11 protein-coding genes and 1 riboswitch are annotated in these 13029 nt (G+C 41.6%); of the genes, 8 read left to right on the forward strand and 3 right to left on the reverse strand.

Annotated features, from left to right (window positions below; genetic code table 11):
- Positions 1–151: 151 nt before the first annotated feature.
- Complete coding sequence (locus AKG39_RS09805) at positions 152–682, forward strand: PadR family transcriptional regulator (protein ID WP_050740211.1); 531 nt, start codon at positions 152–154, stop codon at positions 680–682.
- 66 nt (positions 683–748) lie between these two features.
- Complete coding sequence (gene pepD / locus AKG39_RS09810) at positions 749–2245, forward strand: beta-Ala-His dipeptidase (RefSeq protein ID WP_160316166.1); 1497 nt, start codon at positions 749–751, stop codon at positions 2243–2245.
- A gap of 74 nt (positions 2246–2319) precedes the next feature.
- Here pepD and AKG39_RS09815 read toward each other — a convergent pair whose 3' ends face one another.
- Positions 2320–3222, reverse strand: a complete 903-nt coding sequence (locus AKG39_RS09815; RefSeq protein ID WP_050740213.1) for a polysaccharide deacetylase family protein — start codon at positions 3220–3222, stop codon at positions 2320–2322.
- Positions 3223–3435: 213 nt separating this feature from the next.
- Between AKG39_RS09815 and AKG39_RS09820 the strand changes: the two genes are divergently transcribed.
- The 5 genes from AKG39_RS09820 to AKG39_RS09840 all read left to right on the forward strand — a co-directional run bounded on the left by AKG39_RS09820 (position 3436) and on the right by AKG39_RS09840 (position 8276).
- A complete protein-coding gene (locus AKG39_RS09820; RefSeq protein ID WP_050740214.1) occupies positions 3436–4353 on the forward strand; it encodes an AEC family transporter in 918 nt (305 codons plus the stop codon).
- 135 nt (positions 4354–4488) lie between these two features.
- Positions 4489–4578, forward strand: a riboswitch (cyclic di-GMP riboswitch).
- 108 nt (positions 4579–4686) lie between these two features.
- Positions 4687–5622, forward strand: coding sequence for a TFIIB-type zinc ribbon-containing protein (locus tag AKG39_RS09825; protein ID WP_050740215.1), 936 nt, complete (start codon positions 4687–4689; stop codon positions 5620–5622).
- A 217-nt stretch (positions 5623–5839) separates the two neighbouring features.
- Positions 5840–6658 carry a hypothetical protein gene (locus AKG39_RS09830; RefSeq protein ID WP_050740216.1) on the forward strand — a complete coding sequence of 273 codons (819 nt, stop codon included), beginning with the start codon at positions 5840–5842 and terminating at the stop codon, positions 6656–6658.
- 28 nt (positions 6659–6686) lie between these two features.
- A complete protein-coding gene (locus tag AKG39_RS09835) occupies positions 6687–7715 on the forward strand; it encodes a 3-deoxy-7-phosphoheptulonate synthase (RefSeq protein WP_050740217.1) in 1029 nt (342 codons plus the stop codon).
- A 66-nt stretch (positions 7716–7781) separates the two neighbouring features.
- A complete protein-coding gene (locus tag AKG39_RS09840; RefSeq protein WP_050740218.1) occupies positions 7782–8276 on the forward strand; it encodes a SixA phosphatase family protein in 495 nt (164 codons plus the stop codon).
- 7 nt (positions 8277–8283) lie between these two features.
- Here AKG39_RS09840 and AKG39_RS09845 read toward each other — a convergent pair whose 3' ends face one another.
- Complete coding sequence (locus AKG39_RS09845; protein WP_050740219.1) at positions 8284–9495, reverse strand: acetate/propionate family kinase; 1212 nt, start codon at positions 9493–9495, stop codon at positions 8284–8286.
- A gap of 219 nt (positions 9496–9714) precedes the next feature.
- Between AKG39_RS09845 and AKG39_RS09850 the strand changes: the two genes are divergently transcribed.
- Positions 9715–11334 (forward strand): dicarboxylate/amino acid:cation symporter, encoded by a 1620-nt coding sequence (locus AKG39_RS09850; protein WP_050740220.1) that lies wholly within the window; start codon positions 9715–9717, stop codon positions 11332–11334.
- Between the two features lie 207 nt (positions 11335–11541).
- Here AKG39_RS09850 and AKG39_RS09855 read toward each other — a convergent pair whose 3' ends face one another.
- Positions 11542–13029, reverse strand: a complete 1488-nt coding sequence (locus AKG39_RS09855; RefSeq protein ID WP_050740221.1) for a glutamate synthase subunit beta — start codon at positions 13027–13029, stop codon at positions 11542–11544.

Here is a 13029-nt window from a genome sequence, read left to right on the forward strand (position 1 = left end):
CTTTAATATTCATATTAACGTGCTGCTTCGTTAAGGCCATCATAACACTTACAACCCAAACATGTCAATAGATACATGTTTGGGTTGTTTGTTTTTTATGATATCTTTATGTTATAATATTTTTAATTTCAACTAAAAGGAAGGGATTACGATGCGAATTTTAAAACATGTCATTTTAGGACTTCTTAATCGCTCATCCATGAGTGGTTACGATATTACAAACGAATTTCACACCACGGTTTCTGAATTTTGGACAGCTAGCCACAGCCAAATATATCCTGAACTGAAAAAATTAACAGAAGAGGGATTGGTCACCTATGAGATTCAAATTACCGGTGAAGTTTTAGAAAAAAAAGTGTATTCCATTACCCCAAAAGGGAAACAGCAATTTATCAACTGGTTAAAAATCGATGTGCCCATGGAACCTACCCCCAAGAGCGTATTTCGGCTTAAAATATTTTTTTCGGATCAACTGAGTCCCGAGCGCCGAAAATATCTGCTTAACAGTCAAATACTTCAGCACCGGCAGCGTCTGGAGCATTTAAAAGCAAATCATCAAAAATTTAAGAACCCACCAAAAATGAATTCCCCAGAGCTGGGGGACTACCTAGTTTTGGAGGGGGCGATTATGCGTGAGGAAATGACCCTGAAATGGTTGGAAAAATGTTTGGATTATACCTAAATAAAAATATTACAGAGGAGCGAAAATGAAAAAGAAAAAGAAAATAATTTCATTGTGGTCATGATGATGAAAAAAGAAGAGCAATGCAATGGAAGCACTGTTCGTGATGGCGCCGAGGATCAGCATTCTGTTTTAGAAGGGGTGCTTGCTGAGTTTTATGAGCTAGCCAACATACCAAGACAATCAAATCATGAAAAAGCGGTTAGTGACTACCTGGCGGACTGGGCGGAAAAAAATGGGTTTGATTATGTTCAGGACCAGGAAAATAACGTTATTATTGAGGTGCCGCCAACCCAAGGTTACGAAAAGGTGCCGCTTACAATCATTCAGGGTCACATGGATATGGTTTGTATTGCAGACGATGGGGTTAAGTACGATCCCCTGACCGATCCCATTAAACTAATAAGAAATGAAAAAAACCTAACTGCCCAGGGCACCAGTTTGGGAGCTGATAATGGCATCGGCGTTGCCATAACCCTGTATATGATTCGTTCAAAGAACCTTTGTCACGGGCCGCTGCGAGCGATTTTTACGGTAAACGAGGAGGATGGATTTACCGGCGCACTTAGGATCAGTGAAAAATATTTTCTTGATGCCGCTTATCTTGTTAACTGTGACAGTGAAGCATTTGGCGAGCTTACGGAATCCTGTGCAGGTTCAAATCGCTATGACTTCTCAAAATCCTGTACCTGGGTTTCGCCAAAGGGTAATAAGGCCTATAAGCTTAGCCTTTCGGGACTCCGAGGGGGACATTCCGGCATGGAAATCGGACTTGGTCATGCCAATGCTATTAAAAACATGGGAATTGCCCTCAGCTATGCGTTCAGAAATGGTGTGCATATTGAGCTTGCGGTATTTGAGGGAGGTCAGGCTTTGAATGCAATTCCAGCGAACGCTAGAGCGACCGTGGTTATTGCAGCAGACCATCAGAAAGCCTTTGAGGAACTGATGGTTGTGATTATGGAGCAGTTTGGAAAAACCTATCAAGGGATTGAGGAAAATTATGAATTTACCTGTGAGAAAACAATGCTTCCGGACCAGGTGCTTTCAGAGGCAGATGCTGAAAGCTATTTAAATCTGATTGTCGGCATTCAGGATGGTGTCCACACAATCAGTCCGTTTGCGGATGACCTTATCGAAAGTTCGGCAAACATTGGACTGGCAAAGCTGGGAGCGGAATCAATGAATCTTCATGTTATGGCAAGGAGCTCGGAAGACTTTCATCTATTACAGTATACGCTTATGTATCAAAGCCTTGCTTTTATGTCCGGCTTTGATGTAGAGAATGCTTTACCAACCCCAGGCTGGGCGGTAGACTCTGATAATCTGCTTAAGGACATGTATGCCCAGGCATACAAAGACTGCACCGGTAAGGACATTAAAATCATCGCAATACACGCCGGCCTTGAATGCGGCAGCTTTGCAAAGAAGAACCCGGATCTTAAAATGATATCCGTGGGTCCGGATCTCAGTGATATTCATACGCCTAAGGAAACGTTGTATTTAGATTCCATTGCTCCCTCAGTGGCAGTACTGGTAAAACTTTTTAAAGATATGAAATAAAAACAGAGCAATAATATCACAAGGTATTATTAAAATTAAAGGATAATCCTAAAAATAAGCGGGGTTATTTCCGATTAAACTTCTAATTGTCGGGGGTACGTAAAATCTTTTTCCATGGCCATGAAAGTATAGCCTTCAGCCTTGAGCGTTTCAATCACAGTCGAAAGTGCCGAACGGGTATCCGGTTTGGTTTCGGCATGGCACAATACCACGGAAATATCAAAATTCCGGCAACCCTTGATAATATTCTGTGCCACTATTTCCTTTGCCGGCGGCGTAGAGGAGCCATCACCGGAAGATACATTCCAGTCGGCGTAATTAAAGCCCATTTCAACAATGCCCCGGGCACAGGTTTCATTGGCATTCATTGATCCTCCGGGGAATCTGAAAACATGGCTGGTTTCAGTGAGTCCGGTTACCTGCCGCTGGTATTCATCCAGGGCTTTCACATCGGCATAAAAGGCTTCAGGATTATTGTATAAATCATAATTGTGAGTGGATGAGTGATTGGCCAGAGTATGTCCTTCATTTACAATGCGGCGATACAGGGCTTTAGCTGTGTCACCCTGATGCAAGGTAGTGAAAAAAGTTGCTTTAATATCATGTTTTTTTAGAATGTCCAGAACTTCTCCGGTATGCTCACTGGGACCATCGTCCAGGGTAAGAAATACTACCTTGATATCTTTTGTTTCGCCACTTCGGAGACGTATTTTAATGGTCTCCAATGGGTCCGTGGCAGAAACAGAAACCTCCGGTTCCAATGTCGGTTTCACATCTTCGGTAGCTGTAACCTGGGAGACCTCAACAACTTGGGTAGCGATTTCTGATGCCTTTTTTGGACCGTTTAATGCTGGAGTGACTTTAGTTATGAGCGTAGCCATTACCAACGGAATCATCAGAATAAGTGGCAGACTCATGAGGGTGAAGGCAACAAACCGGGGTAAAGATTTTATTTTCAATTTGGATTTTCGTTTCATTTTTTCCTCGATTTCTATTGAGATAGCAAGCTTGTGCGTGCAATGGGAACGATATGCATCTATATAGGTTTGATTTTAGCAGAAAATGAAGAAAAAGTGTGAACTATTTTTACAATATGCAGCAATTATTTATACATAATCTATAGGAATATGCGAAGCTCACGGCAGTTTCACAATTACCTAATACATAATTTATTGAAGGAGAACCACACCATGGATATCATCGTTGTCATCAGTCAGATGCTGGAGCTTTTTCTAATTCTGGGCTTAGGCTATATTTCCGTCAGAACAAAGGTTGTCGATCAGAAATTCGGCACACAGCTTTCTCGTTTTATCCTAAATATTACCTTGCCTTGTTTAATGATCGCATCTGTTGCGGCCATGCCCAATGATACCGACAAAAAAGATATTATGTTGATGTTTTTAATTTCCATTTTATTTTATGTTATTATGCCTTTTGTTGCCTATTTTATCACCAGAATACTAAGAGTTAAAAAAGAAGAACGCAAGCTTTACATGTATATGACCATCTGGTCAAACGTAGGGTTTATGGGCTTTCCGGTGATTGCATCGATTTTTGGTGAGGGTGCTATCTTTTATGCCACGATTTTTAATCTTATCTTTAACGTGAGCAATTTTACTCTTGGAATCATGCTCATGTCAAAGGAAGGGAAAAATGCTTTGAATTTAAAAATGTTTCTGTCTCCTGGGATCATTGCATCTTTAGTGGCTGTCGCCATGTTTGCTTTGGATATCAGGCTTCCGGATATTTTGAATAATACGTTGAAAACCGTTGGAAATACCACCACACCTTTGGCCATGATTGTCATTGGGATTGCCCTTGGGGGTATTTCAATCAAAAGCGTATTTACCGAGCTTCGGCTTTATCCTTATGTGATTATTAAACAGATCCTGTTACCCATTGGAGCATGGCTGATTCTTAAGAATATCATTGCAAGTCCTTATATATTGGGAATCGTTATTATTATCATAGCCATGCCGGTAGCCACATCGACAGTGCTCTTTGCCAATAGATATGACAATAATATCGGTCTTGCCACTAAAGGCGTATTTATCACCACCTTGGCATCGGTTGTCACCATCCCGCTCATCAGTTATCTGATATTATAAGAAAGAATTAGAAAAAGAAGATGTTGTGCAATAAATACTGCTTAAGCCAATTAATAGTAGAATACAGTGCATGAAAAAAGTTTTGTTTGACTTTTTGCCAGAAAAAATATATTATTATCATAATAGAATAGAAATTATAGAGAAAAGCAAAACAAGTGAAAGTTTGTGACGCAACACTATAGGGTCTAAGTCGTTTGGTTTATGATAAGACAGCCAGTTACCACACTAATTTAGTGTGGCTTTTTTTGTATAAATTTGTATCATCAAACAGAATTATTCATTGCAGAAATCGTTGAGCTTAAGTATCCTATTAAGATTAAGGAGGCATATGTTATGTCATTTGTACCAGCCAAATGTCCATCTTGCAATGGGGAAATTCAACTTGATGATCAACGCGAGACTAGTTTTTGTTCGTATTGCGGTGCGAAGATTTTGTTTAAAGAGGTCATTCAGAATATCGAAGTCTCTAAAAGCGAGGTGATTAATCACAATGGGTCAATCGAAAAACTGCTTCAAAATGCTGAGGTGTTTTATAGGCGCGGTGATTATAGCAAGGAAATAGAAATTTTAAAAAAAATGACACTGGATTACCCTGAAGATTACCATTCCTGGATGAGATTAGCCCTGAAAGATATTGAGGGATACAAAGGAAGTCCGCTTACTGAAAATTACATAAATGAAGATGGTGTGTTCGTAAGCTATTTTGGCCAATGTTATCTGCCAAGCACTGATGATTGCATTTCTGATTACTTCAAACTTTTGGCTAAGGAAAGTATTAAATATACTCTTATGTTGGCACCGGAAAAAGAAGTCATGGAAATAAAACAAAAATTAAAAGAGTTGGGGGAATCGCTGCTCTCATACTTGATAGCTGAAAAAAATGCCCTGAAAAGATCCAATAGATACTTTCAGGAATCGATTAATGTCCGGGAAAGAGCTAGAGCAGTCTTTAAAATCCAAAGAAAAGAGCCCACTCGAAGCTTTTTATTTAAAAAAAAGGTGGATGCCTCTCATTATGATCTTTGGAGGAAATGTTTAGCAAAGGAATTGGAAGGCTCCAATATCAATCGAGAAATTTACGATTCATATTGGATATATCCCGAAGGGTATCAATATCCGGAGTGGCGAGATCATGGTTACTATGGCGAATTTTATAAAATGTATTTTAGAGATTACAATTCTAACTATTGCTCGATTGATGTTGGCATAAAAAGGAATGAAGATAATTTTATTGCTATTTCGAATCTGATTAGAGCCTGTGATGAATGAAGCACTAACCATCCTTGAAAATGACTGTTTAACAAAACCTTATACGTCAAGTAATAAGGTTTTTTTTTTGAAAAATACAAGAATTGATTAGGAATCATATGTTAAATTATTAAAGAAGATCGGAAATCATGATATTAATAAAAATAAATATTGCATACCATAAGTGGCTAGGTGATAATATTAGATAATAAAAAATGATAGATAGAGGTTAGTTGCCTTGAAAACAAAAGGTTTAGCACTTAGTTTAGTTATTCTGACACTTGCTTTTTTGCTTTTTTCTTCCAATGGGGCCGGGTTAAGAAGCGACCTGGCCCTTCAGGTTCAAGGATATGGATTTAAAGATAAAAGTGTTTTTAATCAGGTTGGTTTAGAATTTTTTATTCCGACGGGGAAAGGGTACAGTAAATCTGGTTGGACCAACAATGTAAAACTCTATCATCCGGGCAATAACTTTCCCCATGATCAAGGCAACGGTAATATGAGTATTCTTTATAATTTCGGTCATTTTGAAGAAGGACGTTCCACTTTCTATGATCCTAATTCCGAATACTTTAATGCCCATTATGGAGTTTATGCCATTCATCTGAATGACAGTATTTTTGGTTGGAAAAATGGGGCATTGGACGAAGCTGCAGTTACGAAGATTATCGCCTTTGATCAATTGGAACTCGTTATGGCATCCCTAGGTTGTCCGGCTTCACGGCGACATTTTGATTATCAAATAACGGATGTAAAAGAAGGGCATGCGATGGCGGGATTTTCCGATTGGATATTGATCAATGCAGTGATCAATACTAATTCGCCGTTGCATCACAAAACCCAAAACCGTTTAGGGTATGTGCAGTATGGGGAACCGCTTAAAAATTATCAGGGAGAGGATTTCCCTATAGTAGAGATGCAGGGACGGATTTATCTGCGCTATGACGAAGTACACAAGGTAACGGTTATTTATTTTGTCATCGGAAAGACACTGGAATTCATAGAGAAAACCAGTAATGATTATTTAATACCCATTGAATGGAATGATGTTAATTGAAATAATAAAAGAAATAAGGGAGTGACCTATGAGTTTTGAATTAATACAAGAGATACCATCACCAAGTGAAATATTTAAGCTGATGCCTCTGTCTGAAGCAGGCAGAAAAATAAAGGCTGAACGTGACAGAATTATAAGAAATGTTTTTGAAGGCAAAGATGATCGATTTATTTTGATTATCGGACCCTGCTCAGCGGATAACGAAATAGCTGTGATTGACTATCTCAGCCGTTTAAGTAAGCTCCAAAAGGAAGTTGAAGATAAAATCATTATTATTCCCAGGATCTACACTAATAAGCCGAGAACTACCGGTGAAGGTTATAAAGGGATGCTGCACCAGCCGGATGCAAATAAAAAGGCGAACATGGTCGAAGGCATCAAAGCCATTCGGCAGCTTCACATTCGCGCCATTGAAGAAACCGGCTTGTCCTGTGCGGATGAAATGCTTTATCCGGAAAATTATGCTTACCTGGAAGACTTGCTGAGTTACGTAGCCATTGGAGCACGATCGGTGGAAAACCAAAAACATCGCTTAACCGTCAGCGGTCTGGAAGTTCCCACCGGCATGAAAAACCCTACCAGCGGGGATATCACCGTGATGCTCAATTCCATTCGGGCGGCACAGGTGGGTCATACTTTTATTTACCGGGGCTGGGAAGTAAAAACAACCGGCAATCCTTTGACTCATGCCATTTTGCGAGGTTATGTGGATCAGTATGGCCGTAATTTTCCGAACTACCATTACGAGGATATCAAACATTTAATTAAAATGTATGAGGCCCGTGATTTTGATAACCCCGGGATTATCATTGATCTCAACCATGCTAATTCAAATAAACATTTTGAGGAACAGCCGCGAATTGCCAGAGAAGTGGTCCGGAATCGTCACTATGATCCGGATCTAAAAAAATATATTAAAGGCCTGATGATTGAAAGTTATATTGAAGAAGGCTGCCAGGCGGTTGACGGGGGAATCTATGGGAAATCCATTACTGATCCTTGTTTAGGATGGAAGGCTTCAGAAGCATTAATTAGAGTAATTGCTCAAAAAGTATAAACAAAGACCGCCACCGAATGCTGTTATTCGTGGCGGCTTTTATTTTAGAAAGGAAGAGGTAAAAAGATGGAATTATTACTGGTAAGACATGGCACGGCGGAAGAAAAAAGTACTAAAAAACCTGATCGCGAGCGAAGGCTGACGCCAGCGGGAATCCTCCAGTTAGAACAGGATATGCCTTATCTGGCTGACTATCTTAAGGGCAAGAAAAAAGTGAACCTTTGGTCCAGCGGCATGGACCGAGCTATTGAGACCGCTTTGATTATTAAAGAGCTGGGTGAAATACCTGACATTGAATATTTTGATTTTATTGAAACCGGTGACTTTTATGAGCTCGAACAGAGTATCAAAAAAATGGATACAGACAGTACCATTATAATTGTGGGGCATGAGCCCCATCTTTCGCAATGGTCTTATCTGCTTAGCAGAAAATATCTTGATCTTAAGAAAGGCAGTGTCGTTGTCTTTGAAATTTACCAAACGGAGAAATTAGCGGGTGAAATACTGTGGAGTGCAAAACCAGGTAAATACAAGGACATTTTAATAGATTCAAAGAAATAGAAAACGTTTAATTTTTATTTGGGTTCTTGAAGATCAGTTCATAGGTGTCTTCGGCGATAATCATTTCTTCATTGGCGCTGACAACAATAACCTTAACCGGCGAAGCAGCACAGCTGATGATGCCTTCTCCGGTTAAGGTTTTATTTTTTTGATTATCCAGGTTAATACCCATGTACTCCAGACCATTACAGACTTTTTCCCGGATGTACCAGGCATTTTCACCGACGCCGCCGGAAAAAAGAAGTACATCAAGGCCTTTCATTTCCGCAGCATAGGCGCCAATATATTTTCTGAACCGATGACACACTGTTTCAATGGTATCCGCAGCGCGCTGGCTGCCCTTTTGCGAGGCTTCATAAATTTCTTCCATATCATTGCTGAGTCCGGATAAACCAAGCCAGCCGCTTTTTTTATTGATTAGCGTATCCGCCTCGTTTATGGACAGATTTTCTTTCTTCATGAGATATAACAATGCCGCAGCATCCATATCCCCGGCCCGAGTGGATTGGATCAATCCTTCATGGGGGGTGAACCCGGTGCTGACATCAATTGATTTTCCATAGAGAACCGCGTTGGCGGTGGTTCCGCTGCCTAGCATCATGTTCATAATCCGGTACTTTTCGTAACTTTCAGAAAGGAACGGCGCAGCCTGTTTGATCATACTCCGAAAAGCAATACCGTGGAAGCCATACCGTCTGATTTTGTGTTTCTCCGCGAGTTCCAGAGGAAGTCCATATAAATAGGCATGCCTTGGCAAGCTCATGTGAAAGCCATTGTCAAAGGCTGCAATTTGCGCTGCATGGGGTAATAACTTTTCACAGGTATAAATTCCCGACAAATGATGGGGGTTGTGAAGCGGGGCCAGGTCCTTGATGCTTTCGATATAATCAATGACCTCCTTTGTGATTATGGTGGACACATTATGTTTTTGGCCACCCTGTACGATCCGATGGCCGATGGCTTGGATATCGGCCAGTGAAAACCCCAGGAATGCCTCTTTGGATTTCAGGGTATTTAAAATATGATTGATGGCGTCTTCGTGGTCTTCGATGGCCAGTGTTTTTCTAATAGGTTCATTGTTTTTGATTTCAAATTTAAACTTAGCGTCCGGATATCCGATTTTTCCGATGGAACCCCTGACCAGAACCTCATAGTTCGGCATTTTACAGATTTGAAACTTTACCGATGAACTTCCGCAGTTTAATACCAGAATATACATTGCATTTACCTCCAAAATTAAATTGCTCATATTTTTTGAACTAAATGGGCCTTAATCTTGTTTAATTGCATACCCATATTTATTTGTGATAACAGTGACTTGCTGAATTATGTTATAAACACTTTGATTATTCAATCGGATTATAATATAATTGGTTGCATAGATATTTGCAGAAGAAAATCCTATTAAATTGAACAGAAAGATATAAAGGGGGCATATTTGGAAGTCAAAAAGTTTTTTACCCTTAGTTTAGAGAGTATTGATGGTGCCAATGAATTTGTACGGGAGTTGCTGCTTAAGTATAATTGTTCGAAAATGGACAGCGTTCGGGCCCAGCTCTTTGTGGAAGAGACAATTGTCCACTGGCAGAAAGGGGCTCAGGAAAATGAGACCTTTGAAATATCCATGGGCAAGCGGTTTAAAACGATTACCCTGTCTTTAAACTACTGGGGCGATCAATCGAATCCGCTGGCTCTGCCTGAAGAAGTGGATGACCCGGAATTCAATCTCATTGGGCAGAATATTTTAATCGGGCTATCCTCGGTTACCTATTCTTATGAAAATGGCCGGAACAATGTGTCATATACCTTAAAAGTAAAATCCACCAATCCGGCGCTGACAACGGCCATTGCCCTTATTGCCGGGATTGTCTGCGGTCTGGCGCTGCTTTATTTTTCCCCGTCCACCGGACTTTGGATTGCCGCTACCATCCTGACGCCGCTAAGCGGTACTTTCTTTGGATTTCTAAACGCGATGGTGGTGCCGGTACTGTTTCTTTCCGCCATCGGCAGTATTTTCAACATGGATAATGTCGCGCAGATGAAGCGCATCTTTCGGAGCCTGCTGAGCTGGTCGCTGGGAATCATTCTGCTGGCTTCGGCAATTTCGCTTTTAGCAGCCCAGCTATTTTTCATCAATGAGGGGTCTGCTTCTTCAGGAGGGAACTCCGGTGACCTATGGGGCCAGATCGGAACAATGGTGTTTGGGATCATCCCCACCAATATTCTCCAGCCCTTTTTAGATGGCAATACTCTGCAAATTATGTTTCTTGCCATTGTTGGCGGGGTTGTGATGCTGACATTAAAAGGACGCTTTCCCTTTATAACCAAAATAATAACAGAAGGTAATTTGATTTTCACAACCATCCTCGATGCGGTTTGCACTATGATGCCCTGGGTTGTGTTTATCAGTATTTTGAATATGATGGTATCCGGCAATGGTGGGGCTCTATTGGGAGCAATCGGTTTGATTGCAATGATTATTGTGTCTTTCTTTGCTATCGTGGTGATTATGTTGATCAGTGTGGCATTGGTTGAAAAGATGAATCCCATTACCTATTTAAAATCCGCCGGGTCATTTTTACTCATCGCCTTGTCCACAGCCAGCTCAAGCGCCACCTTTGCAAGTCATACCTTGACCGCGAGTATCAAACAGGGGATCCGGGATTATGTGATTAATTTTTCAATTCCGGTGGGTGTTCTCTTTAATAAGCAGTTTTCAATCCCCTTATTGCTGCTAACCTCTCTGTTTGTGGGTCGATTTTATGGAATTGCCTTTACCATGGGGGAAATTGTTCCGGTGGTCGTCCTCTGCATGATTTTATCTGTTGCAGTTCCGCCCTCGCCGGGAATGGGTCCCTTTCTCTTTACCATTGTTTTTAACCTTCTGGGTATCCCCCTGGAAGGGCTGGCCCTTGCGGTGACCATTGATATCTTTATGGATTATCCGATGACTTTTGGTCATGTGATGACCACAAACATTGGTATGCTGCACACCGAACACATGCTGCGCGTTAAAGAAAATAAGGTTGATTTAAAAAAGTCGCTATCATCGAGATAGCAGCTTCAGAGCCTGGACAAAGTAAAAAGTAAGTCATGGGAATCGTAACATCAGTTGTCGGCATCATGGCGAACAGGCCATAAGCCTGTACGATCATGCCGCCGACAACGATTTACGATCGTCCCCAGGACGGGTTGACAAATTAAAGCCGCTATCATCATGATAGCGGCTTTAATCATTGGTGTTTTATGCTGACTAGTGTTTGTTTTAGTCTTGTTTTGCAGTACCCATTAAGTAAGAATGACAGGCTCTGGCAGCTCCGCGGCCTTCATTAATGGCCCAGACAACCAGACTCTGACCGCGCCGCATATCGCCGGCGGTGAATATCTTATCAACATTGGTTTGGTATGCTCCATACTCGGCCTTGACGTTTGAGCGTGAGTCCCGTTCCAAGGAAAGCTGGTCAATTAACTGATCTTCGGGTCCCAAAAATCCCATGGCCAGTAAAACCAGATCGGCACTCAGAATTTTGGCGCTTCCCGGAATTTCTTTCATGATCATTCTGCCAGTGTCCTCCCGAATCCATTCAATCTCCACAGTATGGATTTCGGTTACGGTACCATCGGCACTTCCCACAATTTTCTTCGTTGTGGTGCAGTATTGCCGGGGGTCATTCCCATAGAGGGCTTGGGCTTCTTCCTGGCCATAATCCAGGTTATAGGTTTTTGGCCACTCTGGCCAGGGATTGCTTTCGGCTCTGGACAATGGCGGTTTTGGCATGATTTCCAATTGGATGACGCTTTTACAGCCATGTCGGATGGAGGTTGCCACACAATCGGTGCCGGTATCGCCGCCGCCAATAACCACCACATTTTTATCTTTGGCGGTGATATAATTTCCATCTTTTAAATTCGAATCCAATAAACTTTTGGTATTGGCACTTAAAAAATCAATGGCAAAGTTAACACCCTTCAGAGATCTTCCTTCAATGGTCAGATCTCTGGGCTTGGTAGCGCCGCCGCATAAAACAACGGCATCATAGTCGGATTGAAGCACATCGATGGAAATATTCTTACCTACTTCACTATTAGTCAGAAAGCGAACACCTTCAGCCTGCATGAGGTTAGTACGTCGCTGCACCACATCAATTTTATCCAGCTTCATATTAGGAATGCCGTACATTAAAAGTCCGCCGACACGATCGGCTCGTTCATAGACCGTCACAGCATGCCCGGCTTTATTGAGCTCGTCAGCACAGGCAAGACCGGCGGGTCCGGAACCGACAACGGCAATTTTTTTACCGGTACGGTTTTTTGGCGGTTTCGCTTTAATCCAGCCTTCTTTAAAGCCCCGATCAACGATGACACATTCATTTGTTTTGATGGTGACCTGAGGCTGGTTCAGTCCTACCGTGCAGGACCCTTCACAGGGGGCCGGGCAGACTCTTCCGGTGAATTCCGGAAAATTATTTGTTTTCAGCAGTCTGGCCAAAGCTTCTTTCCATAATCCCTTGTAAATAAGGTCATTCCATTCGGGAATTAAATTATGGACCGGGCAGCCAGAGGCAGCTCCGGCGATCATCATGCCGGTATGACAATACGGAATGCCGCAATCCATACACCGGGCACCTTGAACCTGTTGTTTAGGCTCGGGTAGTTCTAAATGGAATTCTTTCCAATCGTTTATCCGTTCGAGAGGTGCACGATCTGGGGGTACTTCTCGTTTATATTCTAAAAATCCTGTTGGTTTTCCCAT

The sequence above is a fragment of the Acetobacterium bakii genome (genome assembly GCF_001263355.1).
GTDB lineage: Bacteria > Bacillota > Clostridia > Eubacteriales > Eubacteriaceae > Acetobacterium > Acetobacterium bakii.

Bases quoted from the DNA above. Each gene is read 5' to 3' on its own strand.
- AKG39_RS09805 (WP_050740211.1), top strand. From the start codon at position 152: ATGCGAATTTTAAAACATGTCATTTTAGGACTTCTTAATCGCTCATCC.
- pepD (WP_160316166.1), top strand. From the start codon at position 749: ATGAAAAAAGAAGAGCAATGCAATGGAAGCACTGTTCGTGATGGCGCC.
- AKG39_RS09815 (WP_050740213.1), bottom strand. From the start codon at position 3,222: ATGAAACGAAAATCCAAATTGAAAATAAAATCTTTACCCCGGTTTGTT.
- AKG39_RS09820 (WP_050740214.1), top strand. From the start codon at position 3,436: ATGGATATCATCGTTGTCATCAGTCAGATGCTGGAGCTTTTTCTAATT.
- AKG39_RS09825 (WP_050740215.1), top strand. From the start codon at position 4,687: ATGTCATTTGTACCAGCCAAATGTCCATCTTGCAATGGGGAAATTCAA.
- AKG39_RS09835 (WP_050740217.1), top strand. From the start codon at position 6,687: ATGAGTTTTGAATTAATACAAGAGATACCATCACCAAGTGAAATATTT.
- AKG39_RS09840 (WP_050740218.1), top strand. From the start codon at position 7,782: ATGGAATTATTACTGGTAAGACATGGCACGGCGGAAGAAAAAAGTACT.
- AKG39_RS09845 (WP_050740219.1), bottom strand. From the start codon at position 9,495: ATGTATATTCTGGTATTAAACTGCGGAAGTTCATCGGTAAAGTTTCAA.
- AKG39_RS09855 (WP_050740221.1), bottom strand. From the start codon at position 13,029: ATGGGAAAACCAACAGGATTTTTAGAATATAAACGAGAAGTACCCCCA.